This is a genomic window from Arthrobacter sp. HY1533 (genome assembly GCF_027568515.1).
In the GTDB taxonomy this organism is placed as follows: Bacteria; Actinomycetota; Actinomycetes; order Actinomycetales; family Micrococcaceae; genus Specibacter.
This window is the reverse complement of record NZ_JANKZF010000003.1, coordinates 168547-194085: the sequence shown is the minus strand read 5'-3', so window position 1 is coordinate 194085 and position 25539 is coordinate 168547. Positions and strand designations below refer to the sequence as shown.

17 protein-coding genes are annotated in these 25539 nt (G+C 65.8%); 12 read left to right on the top strand and 5 right to left on the bottom strand.

Going from position 1 to position 25539, the window contains the following annotated elements; genetic code table 11:
- Positions 1-41 precede the first annotated feature (41 nt).
- Entirely contained in the window at positions 42-1676 is a 1635-nt protein-coding gene (locus PCK14_RS04110) for an FG-GAP-like repeat-containing protein (protein ID WP_269937192.1), read from the top strand.
- A 19-nt stretch (positions 1677-1695) separates the two neighbouring features.
- Here PCK14_RS04110 and PCK14_RS04105 read toward each other — a convergent pair whose 3' ends face one another.
- Both PCK14_RS04105 and PCK14_RS04100 read right to left on the bottom strand, forming a co-directional pair.
- Positions 1696-2259: an Rv3235 family protein gene (locus tag PCK14_RS04105; RefSeq protein ID WP_269937191.1), complete on the bottom strand. Its 564-nt coding sequence runs from the start codon at positions 2257-2259 to the stop codon at positions 1696-1698.
- 78 nt (positions 2260-2337) lie between these two features.
- Positions 2338-3228, bottom strand: a complete 891-nt coding sequence (locus tag PCK14_RS04100) for a LysM peptidoglycan-binding domain-containing protein (RefSeq protein ID WP_269937190.1) — start codon at positions 3226-3228, stop codon at positions 2338-2340.
- Positions 3229-3402: 174 nt separating this feature from the next.
- Between PCK14_RS04100 and PCK14_RS04095 the strand changes: the two genes are divergently transcribed.
- Positions 3403-3963 carry a hypothetical protein gene (locus tag PCK14_RS04095; protein ID WP_269937189.1) on the top strand — a complete coding sequence of 187 codons (561 nt, stop codon included), beginning with the start codon at positions 3403-3405 and terminating at the stop codon, positions 3961-3963.
- 49 nt (positions 3964-4012) lie between these two features.
- On the opposite strand, the gene PCK14_RS04090 is transcribed toward PCK14_RS04095, so the two are convergent.
- Positions 4013-4237 (bottom strand): helix-turn-helix domain-containing protein, encoded by a 225-nt coding sequence (locus tag PCK14_RS04090; protein WP_269937188.1) that lies wholly within the window; start codon positions 4235-4237, stop codon positions 4013-4015.
- Between the two features lie 263 nt (positions 4238-4500).
- On the opposite strand from PCK14_RS04090, the gene PCK14_RS04085 reads away from it, so the two are divergent.
- The 5 genes from PCK14_RS04085 to PCK14_RS04065 all read left to right on the top strand — a co-directional run bounded on the left by PCK14_RS04085 (position 4501) and on the right by PCK14_RS04065 (position 14914).
- Positions 4501-5142, top strand: coding sequence for an SAF domain-containing protein (locus PCK14_RS04085; RefSeq protein ID WP_269937187.1), 642 nt, complete (start codon positions 4501-4503; stop codon positions 5140-5142).
- A complete protein-coding gene (locus PCK14_RS04080; RefSeq protein ID WP_269937186.1) occupies positions 5139-6746 on the top strand; it encodes an AAA family ATPase in 1608 nt (535 codons plus the stop codon). The genes PCK14_RS04085 and PCK14_RS04080 overlap by 4 nt, the downstream gene beginning before the upstream one ends.
- A 76-nt stretch (positions 6747-6822) precedes the next feature.
- Positions 6823-11697, top strand: a complete 4875-nt coding sequence (locus PCK14_RS04075) for an NAD-glutamate dehydrogenase (RefSeq protein WP_269937185.1) — start codon at positions 6823-6825, stop codon at positions 11695-11697.
- A gap of 93 nt (positions 11698-11790) precedes the next feature.
- Positions 11791-13266, top strand: a complete 1476-nt coding sequence (locus PCK14_RS04070; RefSeq protein ID WP_269937184.1) for a sensor histidine kinase — start codon at positions 11791-11793, stop codon at positions 13264-13266.
- A 124-nt stretch (positions 13267-13390) separates the two neighbouring features.
- Complete coding sequence (locus PCK14_RS04065; RefSeq protein ID WP_269937183.1) at positions 13391-14914, top strand: LGFP repeat-containing protein; 1524 nt, start codon at positions 13391-13393, stop codon at positions 14912-14914.
- A gap of 106 nt (positions 14915-15020) precedes the next feature.
- Here the strand turns inward: PCK14_RS04065 and PCK14_RS04060 are convergent, their stop codons facing one another.
- A complete protein-coding gene (locus PCK14_RS04060; RefSeq protein ID WP_103464761.1) occupies positions 15021-15269 on the bottom strand; it encodes a WhiB family transcriptional regulator in 249 nt (82 codons plus the stop codon).
- 234 nt (positions 15270-15503) lie between these two features.
- On the opposite strand from PCK14_RS04060, the gene PCK14_RS04055 reads away from it, so the two are divergent.
- On the top strand, positions 15504-15983 hold the full coding sequence (locus PCK14_RS04055) for a hypothetical protein (protein ID WP_269937182.1): 480 nt from the start codon (positions 15504-15506) through the stop codon (positions 15981-15983).
- A gap of 55 nt (positions 15984-16038) precedes the next feature.
- Here PCK14_RS04055 and PCK14_RS04050 read toward each other — a convergent pair whose 3' ends face one another.
- Positions 16039-20436 carry an FtsK/SpoIIIE domain-containing protein gene (locus PCK14_RS04050; RefSeq protein ID WP_269937181.1) on the bottom strand — a complete coding sequence of 1466 codons (4398 nt, stop codon included), beginning with the start codon at positions 20434-20436 and terminating at the stop codon, positions 16039-16041.
- 283 nt (positions 20437-20719) lie between these two features.
- On the opposite strand from PCK14_RS04050, the gene glf reads away from it, so the two are divergent.
- The 4 genes from glf (at position 20720) to PCK14_RS04030 (ending at position 25531) form a co-directional block, all read left to right on the top strand.
- On the top strand, positions 20720-21904 hold the full coding sequence (glf, locus tag PCK14_RS04045; RefSeq protein ID WP_269937180.1) for a UDP-galactopyranose mutase: 1185 nt from the start codon (positions 20720-20722) through the stop codon (positions 21902-21904).
- A gap of 92 nt (positions 21905-21996) precedes the next feature.
- Positions 21997-23919 carry a glycosyltransferase gene (locus PCK14_RS04040; protein ID WP_269937262.1) on the top strand — a complete coding sequence of 641 codons (1923 nt, stop codon included), beginning with the start codon at positions 21997-21999 and terminating at the stop codon, positions 23917-23919.
- Between the two features lie 3 nt (positions 23920-23922).
- Positions 23923-24801: an ABC transporter permease gene (locus PCK14_RS04035; protein ID WP_269937179.1), complete on the top strand. Its 879-nt coding sequence runs from the start codon at positions 23923-23925 to the stop codon at positions 24799-24801.
- Position 24802: 1 nt separating this feature from the next.
- Positions 24803-25531: an ABC transporter ATP-binding protein gene (locus PCK14_RS04030; protein WP_269937178.1), complete on the top strand. Its 729-nt coding sequence runs from the start codon at positions 24803-24805 to the stop codon at positions 25529-25531.
- Positions 25532-25539: the final 8 nt, after the last annotated feature.

The following is a 25539-nucleotide window of genomic DNA, read 5'->3' as shown; positions in this document are numbered from 1 at the left end:
CGGTGCCCGGGCGTGGTTGACTTGCATTGGATGGTGAAGCCATGACTCAATATTTCGGCCAAACCGAACATCAGGCAGGAGTCCACAAGACGGCGGCGTCCGCCCCCGTGCTGATCCAAGGCGTGCTTGCCACCCTGGCCCTGATTTTGGGCATCCTTGTCGCGGCGCCACCGGCCCATGCTGCCACCCTGTCGGGACACGATATTTCCTGGCCCCAATGCCCCGCAGCTGCAGGCGGATTTGATTTGCCGCTGCCACCAACCTCGACACAATTTGTTGTGGTTGGCTTGACCAAGGGTTTGCCTTTTACGGAAAACCCGTGCCTGGGCAGCCAGCTCACCTGGGTGCGAACAAATTCCAAGCCTGCCCAGGCCTACACCATGGCAGCGTTTCCCTCGGCCTCGCAGTTGCTGAGCTATCGTTCGAGCGGTCCGTGGTCTGCAACCACCCGGGCCGGGCAGCTGTCCAACGTTGGCTATGCCCAGGCCAGCTACGCGGTGGCGAGCCTGGCCCGGAACAATTTCCGTCCTGCCATGGTGTGGATCGACGTCGAGCCCCGCCCAGCCCAACCGTGGCCCACGGCGACGGCTGCTTCCCAGCGTGAGAACCGGCTGGTGATTGAAGGGCTGATGCGGGGACTCAGAGATGCCGGGTTCTCCTACGGGCTGTACTCCTTTGCCAGCGGATGGCAATCCATCACGGCTTCCTGGCGCCTGCCTGGCGTTCCCGTCTGGGCCACGGCCGGCCGGCTTGACTATCCCACGGAGGCCCAGGACCGCTGCGTGCAGCCAAGTTTTTCAGGTGGCAAGGTGTACCTGTCGCAGTGGTATGACGATGTTCGGGACTACGACATCACCTGTTCCAACTACGCGCTGGCCGCACTTCCCATGCCGGGATCATCGCTGTCCGCCTCCACGTCCGATTTCAACGGCGACTGGAACACTGACGTTTTGGCCCGGGTGGCGGCCAGCGGCCAGCTGCGCCAATATCCGGGCACCGGCCGCGGCACGTTCGGGGCAGCCGCCACCATCGGAAACGGTTGGAACGGATTTGACGCCCTTGAGACCGTTGGCGACTTTTCCGGTGACGGCCATGCTGACGTGATTGCCAGGGTGCCGGCCACGGGCTTGTTGTGGTTGTACCGTGGTGCTGGAAACGGTGGATGGCTGGCGCCGGTGGTGATCGGAAACGGCTGGAACGGCTTCGACGCCCTGGTGGGTCCGGGTGACTTCAACGGCGACCAGAATGTTGACCTGTTGGCGAGGGAACGGCTGACCGGGCGGCTGTGGCTGTACCCCGGCAACGGCAGCGGCGGCTGGCTGCCCCGGGTGCTTGTGGGGAATGGATGGGGAATCTTCAACACCTTGGTGGGCCCGGGTGACTTCAACGGCGACGGAACGGCTGATGTGCTGGCCCGGGACAGCGCCACAGGGGCCCTGTGGCTGTACCCGGGCAGTGGGACGGGCGGCTGGAAACCACAAATCCTCGTGGGAAGCGGCTGGAACTCCTTGCCGGCCATGATGAGTCCCGGTGACTTCAACGGCGACCGGACTGCCGATGTACTGGCCTACGACAGTGCAGGGAAGCTGTGGTTGTATCCGAGAACCGGGAATGCAACATGGGGTTCCCGAATCCAGGTGGGCTACGGCTGGGCCGGCCTGAGCCCCATCTTCTAGCCGGCCCGCGCAGGAACGGTTAGCCAATCTGCAGCGCAGTGACCTTCCACAATCCCTGTGACTGTTCGAACCGCATGGCGATGGCGCGAAAACGGCTCGCATCGGCAACCACCACCGAGGTCTCGTAGATCCCCGGCAGCACCGCACTGCAGTGCACCGAGCGAACCTGGGGCTGGTGGTACAGCGTGTGGACCTTGCCGTCGTCGCTGCTGTGCCTGCGCAGTTCCAAGCGGGCGGCCTCGGCGTGCAGCCGGGCACGGGTGGTCAGCGAATCCATGCACATGGTGCTCAGCCACCGCGAGAGCTGCTGGACGGAGCGGACGCCGCTGAGCACCTCCAAGGAAGCCTGGGCCACCTTGCACGACATCGCGCACACCACTGTCCGCTCGGCAGCCACCGGGTCCAGGACCTTGACTGTCCCGCCTCCCGGTGAAGGGGCGCCGCCTGCAGCCCGGGCGGCCCGGTCCGCGCGGGGCGGCAGCTTCACAACGTTGGCGCCGCCCTGCCCGCCGTCGGGCGCGGGGACAGGCCTGACAACGAGCAGGGCGGGCCTGGCTGCCTGGGAGGTGGATGCTGTGTTCATGGGGTGCTCCTTTGCACTGTGCTTGGCCGGGCCGGTCTGCGAACCGGCAGGATTTTTGTGCCTGTGTGGTTCGCTCCGCTACGGTGCGTGGAGCACCTGGCCGGGCAGGATGAGGTTCGGATCCGCGCCAATGGTTTCGCGGTTGGCCCTGTACCAGGCCGGCCACGCGAGGGCCACGTCCACGTCCGTGGAGTACGGACCCAAGGCCGCCGCCACAATTCCCCAGAGACTGTCCCCGCGCTTCACCACCACGTCGGTTCCGGCCACGGCACTGGCAGGAACGCCCGACGCCGGGACCTCCGCCGCGCCTGCCGGCCCCTCGTGGGTTGGGCTGGCCGCAGACGGCTCCGCGGGGCTTGCGCCGTCCGGGGACACGCCACCAATGACCGGGCCGGGCCGCAGTTCCGGGCGGACCAGCGGCCCGGGATCGGTTTCGGCATGCTGTGGAACCCATTGCGGGGCGACGGGCTCCATGGAGGCCGGCGGCAGGATGTCTGCGGACCCCGTGGCGGCGCCCGTGGACGCAGCCGGCCCAGCAGTGGGCAGGGCCGACGCCGCGGCAGGCTCCGTTGCCACTGTTTCGGGCTGCCACCGCGGATCGATGGCGGGAGCCCCCACGGCGTGGGCCAGCGGGGCGGCCAGCAAGTTCATGCCCAGCACCGCAACAACAAGCCGGCGCATGAACGCGGGGGAGACCGACTCCGAGAAGGCCGCCAGTTTCGCGGCGCCCGGCACCTGGGCCGTGGCTGCCAGAAATGCGCAGGCCAGGGCCAGCAGCCACCAGCAAAGCAGGGCGGCACCGGCGCCGGCGCATCCGACCGCCAGGAGTTCCGCCAACCCGAAAGGCCTGGTGGCCCCGCCGGATCCCCAATGCAGCTTCAGCAGGGAAAAGCCACTGAATACGAGGGAGGCCCCAAGCAACAGTATTGCCGCCGCCATGGCCAGGTCCGCGCGAGTTTGCCGTTTCATGAGGATAGTCCTTTGGCATCATTTGACACTGTTAGACGTTGCTTGAATGTGTACACATAATTTTGAACCCATCCGTGTCCAGTGTCCAGTGCAGTGCGGAAAATTGTGGACAGCGGGAAGCGGGCCGGCGCAGTGGCATTGACGGCGCCTCTGCACCGGGCCTAGCGTGGCGGCATGCGATGGGAACTGCTCTTTGGCGACCTGGAAGCCCAGCTGCACGAGGCCACGGCCCAGGAACTTGAACGCCGCATCAACGAGTTGGCGCGGGTGGAGGCTTCACAGCTCACACTTGCCGAGGCGCTGCGTGGGGCCCTGGGGACGCAACTGTCCATCGCCGCGGCCAACGGCACAGCCTTCCACGGAATGCTGCTCAAGGTGGAGCCCGAATGGCTCTTGCTCGGGGAGGGCAACCGGCAGGTATTGCTCCCACTGGCCAAGGTCCTGCATGTCCATGGCCTGGGAACATTGCGGGCAAAGTCGGCTTCGAGGATTCCCTACACCCTGGCCGCTGCCCTGCGGCTTTTGGCCAGGAACAGGTCAGCAGTTGTCCTGGAGCTGGATTCGCCCCGTCCGGCGGTGGTGCGCGGGGTGCTTGACCAGGTTGGCGCGGACTACGTCCAGCTCATGCAGCTGGCCGACGGGGTGGGCCGGAGCCCTGACAACAGACAGGGCAGCCTTGTGCTGCCCCTGCGGCAGCTGGTGTCCATCGCATCAGCCACTGACAACGAGTTCTGACTGGGCGCGGCCGCAGCCGTTGCAACATCACGGCGCAGCGGGCGCGAGGTCAGGCCTGGTCCGAGGCCGGCTCTTTTTGCGCGGCGAGCATGGAGCGGGCCGCGGCGTGGCGTGCCTCAATGAACTCCTCGAAGCGGGCCTCGTCCACTCGCCACTGTCCGCGCCCGCCAATTTGGAACGCGGGGAGCTCCCCGCTGTGGACCAGGTTGTAGCAGGCCGCGGCGGAGATTTGCAGCTGTTCGGCAACATCGGCAAGTGTTAGGAATCGGGGCATGAAGCCATTATGCCCCTTTTGGCCACCTTTGACGAGGTTTTGCGCGATATCCACAGGGAATCGGAACATCCCGCTCCGGGAAGCGCGGCCAGTTGTCCACAGATTCCGGGCAAATCCTGATTGGCCCTTTCAACGCCCTTCGATCGGCGGTACAAATGGTAGACGGCTGCGGGCCACCGAATCCTGCGGCACAAGTGGGCGGATGGGCCGCTTCAAGGGTTGAGGCACGCCACGCCCGGCGGAACGTTCCAAGGGGAGGCCCCATGGGGATGGACGGGCAGGGCCAGGCGCCACGGTTGACCAAGCCGTCGTGGAAGGACCCGCGGCTGCTGATTGGCATCCTGCTGGTCCTGGCATCCGTGGCCGGTGTGGTGGCACTCGTGGGCAGCGCAGGCAGGACGGTCCCCATGTATGCGGCCAGGGAAGTACTGACAGTGGGACAGAAAATCACCCCGGATTCCTTCACCGTGGTCCAGGTGCAACTGGGCGATGTTGACGGAAAATATCTCTCCCCGGACGATGCCCTGGATGAACACGCCGTGGCCGTCCGCATGGTTCCCAAGGGCGAGCTCATTTCCCGTTCCAGCATCGGCCGCGTTGACGCACTGAACCGCAAGCCGGCGTCCGTCACGGTGGATGAACCCCTGCCCAAGGAAGTCGTTGTGGGTGCCCACGTCGACGTCTGGGTCTCGCTCCCGGATGAACGCAACGGCTTCAAGCCCCCGGTCCTCATGCTTCCGGGCGCGGAGGTTGCCGCCCTCAATGTCGCAAACGCCTCGCTGGGCTCGGGCCGGAACACCCAGCTGCTCGTCCTGGTGACCGACGCGCAAATGCCCGGCTTCCTCGGCGCCGTGGCCAACAAGGCCAAGGTCTCCGTTGTCTGGAACCCGGGTGCGGCCCCGTGAAGCCGGTGAGCGTCGTGTCGGTCGGCGACACCCCCACGAACCTCATCGCCGGAATGGAGAAGCATCCCGGCAGGCTGCGGATCGTGCGCCGCTGCAGCGAACTTGCCGGCCTGCTGGCCGCCTGCCAGAGCGGCCTGGCGCAGGCTGCCGTCATCGCCGCGCCGCACCCCGACCTCACGGCCACCCTCGTGGACCGGTTGGCGGCGGTGGGCGTCTGCGTCGTCGCCGTGGCCACCACGGCGGATGAGGCGCGACGGCTGCGCGGCATTGGGGTCTCGACCGTCACGGAGCAGGCCACGGCCGAGGTCCTCGCGCAGGCGGTGGTGGCCGCCGTCGAAGGCCGCCACCACGGCGCGGCCGGATTCTCCGTCCCGGCCGCGGATGTTGCGGACCTGGCGCACGACGCCGGGCCCCGCCATCCCCTGGCGGGCGGCACCTTGGCCGGTGGTGGCGTGCGGGACGGAAACCCACTGGGGGAGCGGGAGGAAAATCCCCGCACGGGAACCATGGGTCCCGGCGAAGTGGAGGCCGGGGTGGACGGGGACGCTGGCTCCGCTGACACCGCTCCCGGCACGGTACCCCAGGCCGCGCCGGCAACAGCGCTGGACGCGCCTCCGCCGGCAAGCGGCGGGCCAAGGGACCCCAAGGCGCGGGCCGGGCTGTGGGCAAGGATCTCGGCGGCAACGCCCCGTGGGGCCGGCGGCGCCCGCAAGAAGGCCGGCCGGCTGCAGGTCCTGCCGCCCGCACCGGGGCAGGGGTCCGGGCCTGGCGCCATCGTTGCCGTCTGGGGGCCCATTGGATCGCCCGGCCGCACCACCCTGGCCGTCAACCTGGCCGCGGAACAGTCGGCGGCGGGCAGGAAAGTGCTGCTGATTGACGCCGACAGCTACGGTGCCAGTGTCGCGGCGGCCCTTGGCCTGCTGGACGAATCCGCGTCCTTCGCCCAGGCCTGCAGGGCCGCCGACCAAGGCATCCTGAACCTGGCGCACCTGGCCCGGACCGCCACGCAGGTGGTGTTCGCCGGCGGAACCTTCCACTTGCTGACCGGTCTGACCCGGGCGGACAGGTGGCCGGAATTGAGGGCCGCCGCCGTCGAAAGGGTCCTGTCCACGGCCAGGGACATGGCGGAGCTGGTCATTGTTGACTGCGGCTTTGCCCTGGAAAACGACGAGGAGCTTAGCTACGACACCGTGGCGCCGCGGCGCAATGCCGCCACCCTGGCGGTCCTGTCCCAGGCCGAGCTCATCTATGCAGTGGGCAACGGCGACCCCATTGGCATTCCGCGGCTGATCCGGGGACTTGGTGAGCTGGAGCTGGCGTTTCCCGCCGCCGAGGTGCAGGTGGTGGTCAACAAGGTGCGCCGCAGGGCCGTGGGCGGCTCACCGGAGAAATCACTGGGGCAGGCCTGGGAGCGCTTCGGCCCGGCCAGGGGCATCAGCCACTTCCTGCCGTGGGATCCCGAACTGACGGACAAGGCACTGCTCGAGGGCAGGCTGCTGCTGGAGCTTTCCCCGGATGCCCCGCTGCGCCGTGCCATTCGCGGGCTGGATTGTGCAATTGACCAGCAAAAGCCAAAAATCGCTGTCTCAAAGACCACAGCATAGGCTGATTTTCAGGGCTAGGCTCATGGGTGTGACCGCAAAGAGGCGGTCTTTTCTCTTTGACGGAGGCGTTAATTTCATGTCATCGCACACACCCGGCCACGAGCCCGTGCAGGACCAGGCCCGCTTTGGCGGCGACTCATTTCTTGCCGACTACTTTGTGCAGCTCTCCACCGAAGATGCTGCCGTGTATGACCAGACGGTGCTGAACGCCCGGGCGCATGTGCACCAGGAGCTGGCCGAACGCCGCACCCCTGGCAGTGCCAACATGGAAATCCGGGATGAACGCGATGCGAGCGTCGTCTTCATCATCACCGATGACATGCCATTCCTGGTTGACTCCGTCAGCGCTGAACTGCTCCGCCAAAACCTTGCCATCCACCTGGTCACGCACCCGGTTTTTGTGGTCTCGCGCGACAAGGCCACCCACACCCTGCACTCGGTCACCAAGGTCCCCACGCACGCCGGCGTGGCCAGCGGCGACACCTCCGCCATGCCCAACATTGCCCACCTGCTGGGCGACGGCGAGAACAGCTCCGTCCTGGAATCGTGGATCGCCATTGAAATCCCCAAGATCGACGACGCCGCGAAGGAACAGCTCACCGCCGGGATTGAGGGTGTTCTCGCCAACGTCCGGGCAGCCGTCGAGGACTGGCCGGCCATGCGGGAGAAGGCCCTGAGCCGGGCCGAGATCCTGGCCTCGGTCCTGGAAGGGGAATCCATTGTGGACCTGGCCGAGGCCGAGGACCTCCTGCACTGGATGGAGGCGGACAACTTCACCTTCCTCGGATACCGTGAATACGACCTGCACAAGCGCGACGGCGAAGACGTCCTGGTCAACCGCGAAGGCAGCGGCCTGGGCCTGCTGCGCGACGGCTCCGGCCACCCCACCATCCAGCACCTGACCCGGACCGGCCGGCGCAAGGCCCGCGAAAAGCGGGTCCTGGTCATCACCAAGGCCAACTCCCGCTCCACGGTGCACCGCGGCGCCTACCTGGACTACATTGGCGTCAAGTCCTTCGATTCGCAGGGCAACGTCAACGGCGAGCAGCGCTTCATCGGCCTGTTCTCCTCGGCCGTCTACACAGGTTCCGTGCGCAACATCCCCGTGGTGCGGGAAAAAGTCGACGCCGTGCTGCGCCACTTCGGCTACCCGCCCAACTCCCACTCCGGCAAGGACCTGTTCGCCGTGCTGGAGACCTACCCCCGCGACGAGCTGTTCCAGATGGAGGTCGCCGACCTCATTGAGATTGCCGACGGCATCCTCAGGCTTGCCGAGCGCCGCCGCACGCGGCTGTTCCTGCGCCCGGACATCTACGGCCGCTTCATGTCGGCCATGGTCTTCATCCCCCGCGACCGGTACACCACGGCCGTGCGGCACCGCATCGAGGAGGAGCTCACCCGCACCTTCGACGCCGTGTCCATCGACTTCGAGGCACGCATGAGCGAATCCGCGCTTGCCCGCCTGTTCTTCCGCATCCGCCTGCCCAAGGACTATGTGGTCCCCGCGGAGCTGCACGCCGCGGAGCTGGAGCAGCGCCTGGTGCGCGCGGCGCGGTCCTGGCCCGAGGGCATCGCCCAGGTGCTGCGGGACTCGCAGCCCGAGGACAGCGCCGGCCGCCTCGTGGACAAGTGGTCCGAGGCCTTCCCGCCCGGTTACCGGGTGGACTTTGAGGTGGAGGATGCCCTCGCGGACATTTGCCGTTTCGAGGCCTTTGACACCCGCTACAAGGAAGCCACGGCGGCCGGGCTGCCCCCGGAGAAGTGCGCGCCCGGCATGCACGTGTACCTGCCCGAGGGTGCCGGCGACGCACTCGAAGAGGACGCACGGGTCAAGCTCTACATGGCACACCCGCAGAGCCTGAGCAAGATCCTGCCGTACTTCCACAACCTGGGCCTGGAGGTCCTGGACGAGCGCCCGTTCGAGATTGAAACCGCCGACAAGCGCGATTTCTTCCTCTACGACCTCGGCCTGAAGTACCCTGCCGGCGCAGACCCGTTGGCGACGGCGGAGCTGCTCACCGAGGCGTTTGGTGCGGCCATCACGGGCACCAGCGAATCCGACCTCTTTGACCGCCTGGTGCTGACCGAGGGAATGCACTCGCGCCAGATCGTGATCCTGCGCGCCTACGCCAAGTACATGCGCCAAATGGGAAACACGAACTCCTTCGGCTTCATTGCCGACACCCTGCTGCACAACGTGGATGTCACCCGCGGCCTCATTGAACTGTTCGAGACCCGCTTCAACCCGGCCCTGGGCGCCGAGGACCGCGAGGGCCTGCTGGCCGGGGTCCGGGAACGACTCAACACGGCCCTGGAGAGCGTGCCCACCCTGGACGCCGACCGCGTGCTGCGCACCTTCACCAACCTGGTCGAATCGACGCTGCGCACCAACTTCTACCGCGGCCGCGACTACCTGAGCCTGAAGCTTGACCCGTCCAGCATCGCAGGCCTGCCCGCACCGCTGCCCATGTTTGAAATCTGGGTCTACTCCCCGCGCGTGGAAGGAACGCACCTGCGCTTCGGCAAGGTGGCCCGCGGCGGGCTGCGCTGGTCCGACCGCCGCGAGGACTTCCGCACCGAGGTGCTGGGCCTGGTCAAGGCGCAAACCGTCAAGAACGCCGTCATCGTCCCCACGGGCGCCAAGGGCGGATTCTTCGCCAAGCAGCTGCCCAACCCGGCCGTCGACCGCGGTGCCTGGATGGAGGAGGGGCGTGAGAGTTACAAAACCTTCATCCGCGGCCTGCTCGACGTCACCGACAACCTCGTGGCCTCCGACGCCGGCGAGGTCCTGCTCCCGCCGGAGAACGTGGTCCGCCACGACGGTGACGACAGCTACCTGGTGGTTGCCGCGGACAAGGGCACCGCGTCCTTCTCCGACACCGCCAACGCCATCTCGGCAGAATACGGCTTCTGGCTCGGCGACGCCTTCGCCTCCGGCGGCTCCGTGGGCTACGACCACAAAGCCATGGGCATCACCGCGCGCGGTGCCTGGGAGTCGGTCAAGCGGCACTTCAGCGAGTTCGACGTCGACACCCAGACCGAGGAGTTCTCGGCGGTTGGCGTCGGGGACATGTCCGGCGACGTGTTTGGCAACGGCCTGCTGCGCACCCGCCACGTGCGGCTGCTGGCGGCGTTTGACCACCGCGACATCTTCCTGGACCCGAACCCGGACGCCGCCGTGTCCTTTGACGAGCGCCAGCGCCTGTACGACCTTCCGCGTTCCTCATGGCAGGACTACAACAAGGATCTCATCAGCGCCGGCGGCGGCGTGTACTCACGTTCGCTGAAGTCCATCCCCGTCTCGCCCGAGGTGGGTGCCGCCCTGGGCCTGCCCGAGGGAATTGTGAAGCTGAGCCCGCCGGAACTGCTCCGGGCCATCCTGCTGGCACCGGCTGACCTGCTGTACAACGGCGGCATCGGCACCTACATCAAGGCAAGCACCGAGACGCACGCCGAGGTGGGCGACAAAACCAATGACGCCATCCGCGTCGACGGGGCCGAACTGCGCGTGAAGGTCATCGGCGAAGGCGGAAACCTGGGCATGACCCAGCGCGGGCGTGTTGAGGCAGCCCTGCACGGGGTCATCCTGAACACGGATGCCATTGACAACTCGGCCGGTGTGGACTGCTCCGACCATGAAGTAAACATCAAGATCTTCGTGGACCGCATGGTGGCAGCCGGCAGGCTGGACCCGGCCGAGCGCACCGAGTTCCTCATGTCCATGACGGATGAAATCGGCACCCTGGTGCTGGAGGACAACATTGAGCAGAACATCACGCTGCTCAATGACCGCCAGCGTGTTGTTGAATGGACGCCCAGCTACCAGCGCTTCATGGACTGGCTGGAGGAGCATGCCGACTTGAACCGCGAGCTGGAGGCACTGCCCAGCAACGCAGAGCTCGACGAGCGCGTGGCGGCCGGGCAGGGGCTCACCTCCCCGGAACTGGCCGTCCTGCTGGCTTACGCCAAGATGGAGTTGGCAAAGGCCCTGGGCAACAGCGAGCTGGCCGAGGACCCGTGGTTCAGGAAGACGCTTCGCCGCTACTTCCCGGCTGAGGTTGCCGCGCGCTTTGACGCGGAGCTGGACACCCACCCGCTGCGCAAGGAAATCATTGCCACAGTGGTGGCCAACGACATGGTCAACCTGGGCGGCATCACCTTCGCCTTCCGTGCCATGGAGGAATCCTCGGCCAATGAGCTGACCATTGCCAAGGCATTTGTGTCACTTGTTGAGATCTTCGACTTTGGCGCCATGGCCGCGGAACTGCGGGAATTGCCGCCCAGTTTCCCCACCGAGCAGTGGTGCACTGTCCACCTGGACATGCGCCGCCTGCTGGACCGGGCCGTGCGCTGGCTGGTCAACGAGGGCATCGGCTCCCAGGGAATCGAGGAGGTGGTCAACCGCTTCAAGCCCGTGGTTGGCACGCTGGGCAGCCGCATTGGCGACTTCTTCCAGGGGGTCGACGTTGACCGCGTTGCCACCTGGTACAGCCGTGCCACGGCCTTCGACATGCCCGTCACCCTGGGCCGGCGCTGGGCGGAGCTCTTCGAGACCTTCCCGCTGCTGGATGTGGCCACGGTCAGCGAAACCCTGCATGAGCCGCTGGAATCCGTGGCAAGCGTTTACTTCGCCCTGTACAACCGGTACGGAGTGGATGCGCTCCTGGAACGGATCACGGCGCTGCCGCGCAACGACCGGTGGCAGGCCCTGGCCCGCGCGGCGCTGCGCGATGACCTCTATGCAACCACGGCGGACATGACCCGAAATGTCATGGACAGCACGGTTGCCGGCGATCCCACCATGGAGCGCATCCACGCCTGGGAAGGGCAGAACCAGGAACAACTGGCACGGGCAGTGCGCATGTTTGCCGAGGTCAACGAGCTGGAACAAGACGACATGGCGTCATTGTCGGTAGCATTGAGGCTCTTGCGTTCAATCGTGCGGCGCTAGGCGCACACGGCGCCGCAGCCTGCCCGGCTGGACACTGTGCGGGGCCCGCCGGATCCGGCGGGCCCCGCCAAACGACTCACATAAGGAGCCCTCATGGCAGTGTTTGCCGACATGATCAGGGATAGCTCGGTCCTGGGCCCGGGGGACGCCGAATGGCTGCACCTGCTGGTGGGGGACTGGCAGATGATCGCCGACTTGTCCTTTGCCGACCTGGTCCTGTGGTTTCCGGCCAACGAGGGCGGCTTCGTGGCCCTGGCCCATGTGCGCCCGTCCACGTCCCACACCATGTTCCACGCGGACTTTGTGGGGGAGCGCATCCAGCCAGAGCTGGAAACCCTTGTGCAGTCGGCCTGGAAGAGCCAGAACATCGAGCGCTCGCACGAGACGAAGATCTGGAACTCGGACATGGCCATGCGCGTGGAGGCCATCCCCATGGTCCGCAACGGTCGCACACTGGCCGTCATCACCACGCACATGGACCTGTCCAGCTCCAGGATGCCGTCCCGGCTGGAACTGACCTACCGCCAGTGCGCCTACGACCTGCTGAAGATGGGCACGCTGGGCCTGTGGCCGGACTTCGCCTCGCCCACCGGCTCACGCCGCGGCGCCCCGCGCGTGGGCGACGGGCTGCTGCGCCTGGACGTGGACGGCATTGTCCAGTACGCCAGCCCCAATGGGGTGTCGGCCTTCCGCCGGCTGGGCGACGGCGAATCCCTCGAGGGCCGCTCGCTGGCCGAGGTCACCACGGAACTGCTCAAGGACCGGCGCATGGTGGATGAATCGCTGCCGCTGGTTGTCACGGGCCGGATGCCGTGGCGAACAGAAATTGAATCGCGCGGCGTGAGCCTGTCCCTGCGCGCCATCCCGCTGCGCGACGCCACCGAGCGCTTTGGTGCCCTGGTGCTGTGCCGCGACGTCTCCGAGCTGCGGCGCCGCGAGCAGGAGCTGGTGACCAAGGACGCCACGATCCGCGAGATCCACCACCGGGTGAAGAATAACCTGCAGACAGTGGCCGCGCTGCTGCGCATGCAGTCCCGCCGCATGCACAGCGAGGAAGCGAAGCAGGGGCTGGAGCAGGCCATGCGGCGCGTGGCGACCATCGCCCTGGTGCATGAGACGCTGTCCCAGGGCCTGGCGCAGAACGTGGACTTCGACGAACTCATTGACCGCCAGTTCAGGCTGTCGGCCGAGGTGGCCTCGCCGCTGCAGCGTGTGAAGACCGAGCGAGAGGGCGAGTTTGGCGAGCTGCCCAGCGACTTCGCCACCCCGCTGGCCCTGGTCATCAACGAACTGGTGACCAACGCCGTCGAACACGGCCTGCAGGAGAAGGGCGGAACGGTGTGGCTCATGGCCAACCGCTACAAGAACGCCTCCGGCGACGATGCCCTGACAGTGCAGATCGCCGACGACGGCGTGGGACTCCCCGAGGGCCACATCGCCGAGGGGCTGGGGCTGCAAATTGTGCGCACCCTTGTCACGAGCGAGCTTGGCGGCACCATTGACTGGTCCCCGCGCGAGGGCGGCGGCACCGTGGTGGAACTGCGCATGGCCCTCATGCCCCGCCACTAGCCCGGAACGGAGCCGTCTGACACGCAGGATGCCTTTGCGTTCCGTGGCATCTCAGAATATATTCATCAGCAGGATTGCCACGTGAATATTGGGGACACAATTGAGAATACGAGCCACACTACTGGTGAGCACGCTGGCCATGGCCTTGGCCGCGTGGGGGATCAGCCCGGCGGCGGCCGAACAGGCGTCTCCACCGCCGGCGTCGACTGAACAGATTTCTCCAACGCCGACGCCGGCTGACCCGGGCACTGCCGCGGAAACGGCCGAAACGCCTGCGCCCCCAGTGACGCCCGAAGCGACACCAACAGGTGTGGCACCGGAACCCGCCCCGGTTCCCGTCATTTCCGTTGTGGGCCCCATCGCTGCCAAATGGCAGGCGCTTGGCGGGGCCGACGGCAGCCTGGGAAATGCCATCGCAGAGCTGAATTGCAGCCGCGGTCCGTGCCACCAGGAATTCGACGGCGGAACAATCTTTTCCCTCGGTTCAGGAACAGTTGTGGTCGTCTACCGCACGCTCGGAAACACTGGACCGCATTGGTTTGCCTCGGGCGGGCTGGCTTCCACCTACGGGTACCCGGAATCGGATGAAAGTTTCGCCGGGGGAGGGTCGTTCCAGCAGTTCAAACCATTCAATGGCTGGGGATCGCATGTCCTGACGTGGCGGGCCCAGTACGGGATTCTGCCGGTGGAAGCCAATTCCGAGGTCGGATATTCCTGGCTGACCCGAGGGGGCATATCCTGGCTGGGATATCCCACAGCAAAAATGACCTGCGGCCTGCGAAATGACGGCTGCAGCCAAACCTATGATCGAGGCACCCTCGTGTCGTCAACCGGGACACGGGCTACCGTGATTTTGGGGGCGGTGCGTGCCAAATGGACCAGCCTCTCGGCGCAAAATGGCATCCTCGGGTACCCGGAATGGGATGAAGACTGCTCCGGGGGGGTCGGCACATGCGCCCAGGTTTTCCAAGGGGGGATCATTGTCTGGTCCGCGAAGACTGGTGCTGTGGTGCTCAGGGGCAGCATCGGCTCCCGCTACGTGGACAGCAACGGAATACAAGGCAGGCTTGGGTTGCCCCTGAAGGATGAGACATGCGGCCTTCGTGCCAAGGGGTGCCTGCAGAACTTCCAAAACGGGCAAATCTTCTGGTCGCCCACCACCGGGTCACACATGGTTTACGGCGCCATAGCTGGGAAGTATCGGGCCCTGGGCGCGCAGAACGGGACCCTCGGCTATCCCACCTCCAGTGAAGTGTGCGGCATGTCTGGCGGCGGGTGCCGGCAATCATTCCAGGGCGGAGACATTTTGTGGTCCCCGGGCTCCGGAGCATATTCACTGCGCGGTGGGATACGGGCGGCACACAATCGTTTTTTCCCGGCAGGGTATCCGCTGGGTGAGGAGGTGTGCGGCCTCGCGCAAAACGGTTGCTACCAGCAGTTTCAAACGGGCCGAATGTACTGGTCGCCCAAGGTTGGGGCGGCCCAATTCGTCAAGAACGGCATCCAGGCCCAATGGAACAAGCTTGGCGGCCCCGGCGGCCGCGTCGGCTATCCGATTTGGAACGAGGTTTGTGCCAACGGCTATTGCGAGCAGCGGTTCCAATTTGGCGTTGTCACCTGGACTGCCCGAGGCGGCATTCCCTGGTGATCCTTGAGCACGTCAAGTGCCCGGGAAAAACAAGGGAGCCCGGTTTGCCTGCCAATCCAAACAGCGGACTGGCAGGCAAACCGGGCTCCCGGCAAAAACAGGAACGCTAGCTGGCGCGGCGGGCGCGGGCTGCGCGGCGCTTCATGGCACGGCGCTCGTCCTCGCTCAGGCCGCCCCAGACGCCGGCATCCTGGCCGGACTCGATGGCCCACTTCAAGCAGGTGTCAACAACGGGGCAGCGTCGGCACACGCTCTTTGCTTCCTCGATCTGCAGCAACGCCGGGCCGGTGTTTCCCACGGGGAAAAACAGTTCCGGGTCCTTGTCGAGGCAGGCTGCGCGACTACGCCAGTCCATGCTGATCACTCACTCCTTTTAGAAACGGGAGGCATCTTGTGAAAAAATTCACTTTGGGCCACATAAGAAAAGGCCCTCTCTGGGCCCCTTTAGGTCATTGACTTAAGCGTGTCATGTTAACTCTATGTAAACAAGGGGTTGGTGAGTAAATGTTGGCCCATTCCCGTGAGCGATGCGTCACAACCTCCCATGTCCTCCCAGCTTCCTCAAGGCAATCTCCGATAGGGTGCTCTTGTGGAAAATGAAGCCCAAAATCCCGCCGAACAGGCCCGTCAAAACGATGCTGATGCGGCGCCTGAAAGCCGTCCCGCTGCAGATGCCCCCCGCCCGCTGGGAGTCCATGTGATTGCCGTCGTGGTGGGACTCGAAGCCCTCGCCATCGCGGCGATGGGTGTGGGATCGATCATTTCGGCGTTCACCACGCCCATGTATTCAGCGGCCAGCGGCGTGTTCCTGATCGTGCTGCTCCTGGCTCTTGCCGCTGGGCTGGCAGCGGTTGCCTTCAACGCTTTCAAGGGGATGCGCTGGACGCGCTCGGCCGCGTTCGTGTGGCAGCTGCTGATGGTGGCCCTGGCCGTCCCCGCCCTCCTTGAGGGCAACACCCTGCTTGGCCTTGCCCTTTTGTTGCCCGCAGTGGCTGTCGCGTATTTCCTGTTCACCCCCAAGGTCGTGGAGTTTTCCCAGCGCACAGGCGCGCAAAACAATGTGATGTAAATCCTTCACGAATTTTCTTCAACCAATTTCAATGTTCCGGTTTTGGCCTTGGATTTCAGGGGGATTCTTGCGGTGCCGCCAGGGGGAATTGAAACCAGGAGATGCGCCCCCGGTCAATGAGCGCCGCACGCCCCGGCGGCTCGTCGCCGGAAGTGTCGAGGCGGACGCCCAGCAGTTCGCCATCGCCGGGCCGCTGCGGCCTGAGCACAATGCCCTGTTGGGTCGACCGCAACCCCCAGTCAAGGGGCAGCCGGGACAGGGCCGGGCCCGGGTGGTTGAACGCCGCCACCACGGCGCCCCCGGATTCGAGCCACTGTCCGGCAGCGTGCAGCAGGCCGGGGGACAGCGAAGCTGCGTCGTCCAGCCATAGCGGCCGGTCCGGTTCAAGACCGGCAGGCAGCGAAGACGTCGGGCCCAGCAGCGTGCCGCCGTTCAGCTGGATCATCGACCGCAGGAAGCTGCTTTTCCCCGATCCCGGGCTTCCCACCACCGGCATGACAATGCCCGGGGCCGGTGCGGCCACCACGGGCTGCCTTCCATCCCCTCCCAGACCCAGCAACAGGGACCGTCCGGGCGCCGTGGGCTCACGCGACGCGCCGGTTGTCCGCGTCATCTCGGGCATGGCCAGGATCGAGGGGATCGGCACCACCCGCAGCGTCCCTGCGGCCGCGCTGCCGGCAGCCGCGGGCCTTGCGGCGTGCGGGCGGGCTCCCGCAGGCACGGGCCGGCCAAACTGGGCCACATGCATTGCCTCACCGGCCCCGCCTGAGGCCGCGGCATTCATGGGGCCGGCGATGGCAGCCCTGCCGGGCATGGGACTGAACGCTGGCAGCCTGGGCCAGAGAGCCGTTGAATCGGTGTTGCTGCCATGGCCCAGGAAGACCCTGTTGGGGACGGAGGGCAGGAAACTGGAGCCCAGCAATTCCCTGCCGCCGCCCACAACAACCGCCAGCAACGGTCCGCCAAAGCGCACCAGCTCGGCAATGCCGTCCTCGGTGCCGTGCCACGGGCTGTTCCGCAAGGCCGTGGTCCAGCGCCCCCAATCGGTGATGCACAGCACCAGCATGGCGGAAGCGGCGCGCGAGGCCTCGGCAAGTCTTGCCACGAGCCGGGCAGTGGTCCTCAGCTGATCCGGGGACACATGGCTGCCCACCCATGGGCTTTCGGCCAGCGCCGCCAGCGAGCCGTCGCCGTCGAGCAGGTAGAGCAGGACCGGTTCAGAACCGGGGGAGTCGTTGGCATTGCCATCCAACAGCTGGTCCGCCAGCAGCGCTACAGCGGAGGAAGTTTCGGCGGCCGTGCCAATAAAGGCCACATGGGAGTGGACGCCCGGCTGCCACAGCAGCGGCCCCACCCTCTGCTGTTCAGGCACATCCACCATGCCCAGGACAACGCCCTCGGTGCGCTGCGGATGCGCGTGCCGGCCGGCAGTCCCAGGCCCTTCCATGGCGCGGCAGGCACCCCCGACGGCGGTGCTGTCGGGCAACTCGGGGGCCACCACGGCAGGCGCCGCCTGCGGCCCCGGGTTTCCATTGCTGTTGATTCTCCGCCAGGCTTCGTGCATCACGGCGGCAACGCCCTCCACGCCGCTCCCGCCGTTCATTGCCGCTGCCACGAGGCTGGGTCCCGGGCCGTGGACCGCGGCGGTTTCCTCCGGGCCCAGGGCCCGGAGCCGGTCCCCGGCCTGCTCCACCCGCGGCAGTCCACCTGACGGGCCGGCAGGCAGGCGCAGGGTGGCGCTTTGAAATTCTTCCGGCGCGCTGCCGGCCCTGCTGATGAAGGCGCGGCCCGGCGTTGAGACGCCGATGCCGGCGGCCGCAGCCGTGCCAATGACGTCCGTGGAGTCAAAGGCGCTCTGGACGCGCAGGCAGATGGAACTGGTGATGTTGGCACGGATGTCGGCATTGACCGCGCCTTGGGGCCGTTGGGTGGCCAGGACAAGGTGCATGCCAAGTGACCTGCCCACTGCTGCAATGCGCATGAGCTCGTTCATGGCATCCGGGAACTGGTCAACCAAGACGCGGAATTCGTCAACCACCACCACGAGGTGGGCCATGGCGCAGTGCTCCCCGGCCAGCAGCGGATCCCGCCGCCTGGCTCCGTCCAGCTGTGCATTCTCCGCCGGCCGGGCCGAAGCCATGGTCCGGTACTCGAGGGCGTCCGCGGCCCCTGCCCGGGCCAAGGCGGCCTCGCGGCGTTGCAGTTCCGCCCTCAGCGACGCCAGGGTGCGCTCCATCCCTCCACCGCCCAGGTCCGTGACGAGCGAGCTGGTGTGGGGGAGCCCGCGCAGGACACCAAGCCCCGCCCCGCCCTTGAAGTCAATGAAGACGAAGTGCAGGTCCGCGGGGGAGTGCGCGGCCGCCAGGCTTCCGACCAGCGTGCGCAGGAGCTCAGACTTGCCGGAGCCCGTGGTGCCGCCCACCAGCAGGTGCGGGCCGTCGCGCCGAAGGTCCAGCATGGTGACTCCCGTGGCGGAGCACCCCAGCGGCACCGGCCGCAAGGGCCCGCACCTCGACAACGCCCATTCGCGCTCCAGGCCCTCCGGCGTGCACTGGCCAGCGAGGGGCACCGTGGATGGCAACAAGGCACCGGAACCGGGAGAGGTGGATCCAGCCGGGAAGGAGGCGGCCCCCGGGCCAACCGTGCGCCATGCTGATTCCCGGCCGCCCCGGTTGCGGGCGTAGCCGTCGAAGACGCGTGCCGGGACGCCGTCGGGCACAAAGAGCCGCCCCGCCGAGGATCCCACCACCCTGTTGCCCGCCGCCTCCAGCCAGACCGTGGGCCGTGGCGCCATGACCGGCTGCGGGTGCCCCGCCGGGCCCGCCGCTGCGGGTGGCGAACTGGAAGGGGCCGCCGGCATGACGCTGGAGTGGGAAGCCGCCGACCCCACCCGGTCCGTGCCCTCAGTTGAAAAATGCAACTGGCGCACGCCGGAGAGCCCAGCAGGCAAGGTGGGGGCCGGCGTGTCGAGGCTGACCAGGACGGCAGCCGGCGAGGGGCTGCCGGTGTCCCCGCAGAAATTGGACAGGGCCTGGCCGGCTGCCCCGGCGGTGGCTGCAAGGACAGTGTGGGGCAGGAAGCGGGCGGACAGGGGGATGCGTCCGGCAGGGCCAAGGACAACCACGGGAACCCCTGCCGCATCCAGCTGCATCAGCACAAAGTGAATCATGTGCAGCACCGCCCCGGCGGGCCCGCTGACCACCACCGGGCCGGACTCCAGGGAAACACAGAGCGGAAGTGCCGGAATCGCGGGCACGGCGAACGACGGGTCCTCGGGGGACACCGTGACATGCGCCGGCTGTGTGGCTGTCCCGAGCCGCAGGGCCAGGCCCGCTGATGCCCTGGGAGAACCCGCCATTCTGGGCGGAGCTGTGGCCAGGGGGGAATCCATGACAAGTGCCGCGGCATCCGGAAAGGCTTTCGCCTGGCGCGCAACATCTTGGGCCACTGCCCTGAGCACGGCTGCCCGGAAAGACTTCCGGCGCCGGGAGCCTCCCAGCAGCGGCGCCAGCCACGTCACAGCACCCATCGCCGAGAATGCCAGGAACATCAAGGAGCCCGTTGCCACCGCCAGGCCGATCCCCACCATAAGGGGCAGGGCGCCGGCCATCGCAAGGGCCCAGCGGCCACCGGCCGGCCCGGAAGGTTTTGCCACGACGAGCGCTTCAAGTGCTGCGGGATCCAGCATGAAGGTGCCCGGCGGCCCGGAGTCCGTGCCGTTCCTGCCATCCGGGGCCTCACCGGGCAACCCGGGGAAGCGGAGTTCCAGCAGGCTGCTGCCACAGCCAATGGTGGTGCCTTCCGCCAAGGCCACCGTGCCGCGGCTGTGGACCGGACCAGCCGGGCTCCACCGCCCTGCAGGCCGGACTGTGAAACCGGAAGCGCCGGGTGCGGGGGAAAGCGTGACCGTCTGCGCCCCGACAGTGAGCGTGCCGTGGTGCCTGGACAGTGAGGGGTCAGCCAACTGGATCCGGCACCGGCCGCGGCCAAGGCTGTATTCGCCCCGGTGCAGGGCAAAGACGGCCCCGGCGCCGGGACCGGCGCTGACCGCCAACACGGCCGCGGCCCCGACGTTGCCAACCGTGCTGCCTGCAGCCGACACTGCTGCCGGCACTGCAGCCAGGCCGCTGCTTGCCCGCTCCCCGGGCCAGGCCACCACCACGGCGCCGTGCACCAGGGGTGCAACCCCTGCCCGCAGGGATTCCAGCGGAGCGTCCGCAACCGTGAATGTCCGGCCCGGCCAGAGGGTGTGAAGGGCCGTGGCCAGCGACTTGCCCGAACAGGTGGCAGCCGCAGCCTCCGGCCAGGTGACTGTCAGCTCCACAAGGCCAAGGCCATCCCCGTGGGTCCCCGCAGCGACCGTGCCAAACCCGCCCAGTGGGAAGGGTTCCGGCTGGTTCAGGGCCGCACCGTGAAGTCCCGGCCCGGCCACCACAGTGATTTCCAGCAGCATGGCACTTCCCCTTCCATGTCCAGCCCGGGGATGCGGGCCGGAACGCCCCTTGACCCTCACCCCGTTCCGCCAGCCTAGGCGGGCCGAACACGCAGGAGGTGCCCGGCGTCGTGCATTGTCAACAACGCAGTGGGTTGGTGCACCTGTGGAGGAACCGGCCTCCCGAGTTGCTGTGAGCATGGCCACGCGGGACAGGCCACCGGGTAACGGTCGGGTAACCTAGGAAGATAGTCCGTGGCTCCGCTGTGCCCGGAAATCGCTACCAAGCACCACAGGAGAGTTTGTGAACGCTGACCTAGTCGTCGTCGGTTCAGGTTTCTTCGGCCTGACCATTGCAGAACGTGCCGCCACCGAGCTGGGGTTGAAAGTGGCCGTCATCGACCGCCGCCACCACATCGGCGGCAACGCCTACAGCGAGAACGAGGCACAGACCGGCATCGAGGTGCACCGCTACGGCGCGCACCTGTTCCACACCTCCAACGAACGTGTCTGGGAGTACGTGAACCGCTTCACCCAGTTCACCAACTACCAGCACAAGGTGTACACCTCCCACAACGGCGAGGTCTACCAGATGCCCATCAACCTGGGCACCATCAACCAGTTCTTCCGTTCCTCCATGGGCCCGGGCGAGGCGCGCGCGCTGATCCAGGAGCAGGCAGGCGAGCTGGCCGGCACCGATCCGGCCAACCTGAACGACAAGGGCATCCAGCTCATTGGCCGCCCCCTGTACGAGGCGTTCATCAAGCACTACACGGGCAAGCAGTGGCAGACAGACCCCAAGGACCTGCCGGCTGAGATCATTTCGCGCCTGCCTGTCCGCTACAACTACGACAACCGCTACTTCAACGACACCTACGAGGGCCTGCCCGTTGACGGCTACACCGCGTGGATTGAGCGGATGGCCGACCACCCGAACATTGAGGTTGTGCTGAACACCGACTTCTTCGACGACGGCGAATACTCCCGCAAGGCCGTCACCGGCCAGGTCCCGGTCATCTACACCGGCCCCGTTGACCGCTACTTCGACTACGCCGAGGGCGACCTCTCCTGGCGCACGATCGACCTGGAGCAGGAAGTCCTGCCCATCGAGGACTTCCAGGGTTGCGCCGTCATGAACTACCCGGACGAGGCACAGAAGTTCACGCGCATCCACGAGTTCCGCCACTTCCACCCGGAGCGCGCCTACACCAAGGACGCCACCGTCATCATGCGCGAGTTCAGCCGCTTCGCAGAGAAGGGCGACGAGCCCTACTACCCGGTCAACACCAGCGATGACCGCAGCAAGCTGCTGGCTTACCGCGACCTTGCCCGCGGCGAGAACAACGTGCTCTTCGGCGGCCGCCTGGGCACCTACAAGTACCTCGACATGCACATGGCCATCGGTTCGGCCCTGAACATGTACGACAACAAGATCAAACCGCACTTCACCGGCGGAGCAAAGCTGCAAAGCGGAGGAGTTGACGCGTGAGCGTAGTTGAGTCATTGGAAAACACGACGGCGGCACCGGAGTCCGTGCAGTGGCGCACCCTGCAGCGGGTCATCTTGCCCAAGCAGAGCCAGATGGACACTGCCCCCCTGTACATGGACACCGGCAGCGCCACAGGCGTGCAACTGCCGACCATCGGCGGCGGCAACAACATGCGCGATGCAAAGCGCACCCAAACGGTCAGCGCACCCAGCAAGGAAGTCCATGTTGAGGACTTCCTCTCGCGCTACTCAACAGCCGTCCGGTCGGGCGAACGTGTCTCCTTCGGCACCTACTTCAACGCCTTCCCGGCGAGCTACTGGCGCCGCTGGACCACAGTCGATTCCGTGCGGCTCTCCGTTGAAACCTCCGGCACGGGCGCCGTCATCGTCTACAAGTCCAACGCCCGTGGCGCCCTGCAGCGCGTTGATTCTGTCCGGGTTGAAGGCGACACCGTCAGCAACTTTGACCTTTCGCTGCAGCCCTTCGGCGACGGCGGCTGGTACTGGTTTGACCTGGTGGCCGGTTCCACCCCGGTGATCCTGAAGGCTGCCGAGTGGCAGGCCGAAGGCGAGGCCAAGGAACCCGGGTCCATCACCCTGGAAATCACGACGCTGAACAAGACCGATTTCTGCATCAACAACCTCAAGCTGCTGGCGGAGAACCCGCAGGCACTGGAGCACGTCAAGGAACTGATCCTGGTGGACCAGGGCACCCAAAAGGTTGCCGATGCGCCCGGTTTCGACGAGGTTGCACAGGCCCTGGCAGGCAAGCTGCGCATTATCAACCAGGACAACCTGGGCGGCTCGGGTGGATTTGCCCGCGGCATGTACGAGGCCGTTGAAAATGGCAGCGACTATGCCCTGCTCATGGACGACGACGTCGTGGTGGAGCCCGAGAGCATCATCCGCCTGCTGACCTTTGCTGACCTGTGCAAGACGCCGACCATTGTCGGCGGGCACATGTTCGACCTGTACAACCGCACCGTGCTGCACACCTTCGGTGAAGTCGTGAACCCGTACTCGTTCCAGCCGGATGTCCCCAGCGACGAGATGACCCTGGGCCACGACTTCCTCAGCTCCAACCTGCGGCACACGGGCTGGCTCCACCGCCGCACCGATGTTGACTACAACGGCTGGTGGATGTGCATGATCCCCACCAAGGTCATCCGTGAAATTGGCCTTTCGCTGCCGGTCTTCATCAAGTGGGACGACGCCGAATACGGCCTGCGCGCGAAGGCTGCGGGCTACCCCACGGTTTCCATGCCCGGTGCTGCCGTCTGGCACGTGTCATGGATCGACAAGGACGACCTCGTTGGCTGGCAGGCATACTTCCACGCACGGAACCGTTTCATCGCTGCGCTGATTCACAGCCCCTACGAGTTCGGTGGCAAGGTGGTGCGCCAGTCATACTCCTACGACGTCAAGCACCTCGTGTCGATGCAGTACGCCACCGCACAGGGCCGCATCATGGCGCTGCGCGACCTCCTGGACGGACCTGACCAGCTGCACAGCCTGCTGCCGGGCAAGCTGCCGGAGATCCGTTCCATGATGGGCAGCTATTCGGATTCGCAGTTCTCCTCCGACCCGGACTCATTCCCGGCACCGAAGATGGACAAGCCGCCCAAGCGCGGCCACGGCGTGACACCCCCGTCCTACGTTGGACTGTTGCCGTGGGCAGCAAAAACCGTTGTCCGCCAGCTCTCCGCGCCGGTTTCCGAATCCAGCAAGGACCGGCCCCAGGCCAATGTTGCCCACCAGGACAACCGGTGGTGGCGCATGTCCCAGTACGATTCAGCAGTCGTTTCCAACGCAGAAGGCACAGGCGCATCCTGGTACAAGCGCGATCCCAAGCAACTGCGCAGGATGATGGCCGAAAGCGCCAAGCTGCACGCGGCCCTGTTGAAGGACTGGCAGAAGCTGAGCGCACAGTACAAGGCTGCCCTGGGCGAGATCACCTCCATCGCGGCCTGGGAAAAGACTTTTGCCGCACACAGTGAAAAAAGTGAGAACCAATAGCAGATGACGCAATCAAACAGTGAGCTGGTCCGCCCGGGGGTTAGTGGCGGACTGGCGGACGTGGTGCGGGCCCGGTTCCTGCTCAAGCTTTTGGTCCGCAAGGAACTGAAGGTCCGCTATCGCGGCTCTGTTTTGGGCCTGCTGTGGTCCTATGTGAAGCCTGGCGTGCAGTTCATTGTCTTTTACATTGCACTCGGTGTTTTCCTGGGGCTGGAGCAAAGCCCGACGAACAAGTCCGGATTGCCGAACTACGCAATCTACTTGTTCTCGGGCATTGTCCTAATCAACTTTTTCACTGAGGCATTGGGAAACGCCTCACGGTCCATCGTGGGCAATGGCGGGTTGATCAAGAAGATCTATCTGCCCCGCCAGTTGTTCCCGGTGGCGTCGGTTTGGGTTTCGGCCGTCCACTTCTTCCCCCAGCTGGTGATCTTGCTGGCAGCCTGCCTGTTCAGTGGTTGGCACCCGTCGTTGCTGCAGTTGTTTGCCGCGGTGCTTGGATTTGTCATCGTGGCCTTGTTGGCAACAGGCCTGGGCCTGTTGTTCGGGGCGGCAAATGTCTATTTCCGGGACTCGGAAAACTTCGTGGACATGCTGTTGATGGTGGCCACCTGGGCTTCACCGGTGATGTATTCCTGGACCATGGTGCAGGCCAAGCTGGGGGAAGCCTGGTTCATCGTGTACCAGATGAACCCCATCACCGTGGCCGTGGAAACCTTCCACTACGCGTTTTGGCTGCCCACGACAGACGGAAGTGCAAGCATTCCGCCCAACCTGATTTCACTGTGGGTTCCGGTGGCACTGGTCATATCCGCCTTGATCCTGCTTTGGGGTCAACTGACTTTCCGCAGGCTCGAAGGCCGATTCGCGCAGGAGCTTTAGCATGACAACTGCCATTGAAGTAATAGGCGTCAACAAGCAATTTGTGTTGCGCCACTCCCGATCCATCAAGGAAGCATTTGTGTGGCTCATCAAGGGCCGCAAGGGAGAACTGTCCGAGAAGTTCCATGCGCTCAAGGGTGTTGCCCTTGACGTCCAGCAAGGCGAAACCGTTGCGCTGCTGGGTTTCAACGGCTCAGGCAAGTCCACCCTGCTCAAGCACATCTCCGGGGTCATGATCCCAGACAGCGGCACCGTGCGGACCCGGGGGCGGGTCGCGGGACTGATCGAGGTCGGCGCTGGCTTCCACCACGATCTTTCCGGGCGGGAAAACGTCTATCTCAATGGCGCAATCCTGGGCATGTCCGAGGAACAAATCAATGACCGTTTCCAGTCGATCGTGGATTTTGCCGAAATTGGGCAGTTCATTGACACCGAAGTGAAATTCTATTCCTCAGGCATGTACCTGCGCCTGGCGTTCTCGGTTGCGGTCCACACGGATCCGGAAGTGTTCCTGGTCGATGAGATCCTCGCCGTTGGCGACGAGCCGTTCCAGAAGAAATGCATTGCCAAGATTCAGGAACTGGCAGCCGAGGGCAAGACCCTTGTGGTGGTAAGCCACGACCTGGACCTCGTCTCACGGATCTGCAGCCGCGGCGTCCTCCTCGATCACGGCGAAGTCCGTTTCGACGGGCCAATCCATGAGGCCGTGGCGAAAATGCGCGGCGCATAAGGCAAGCC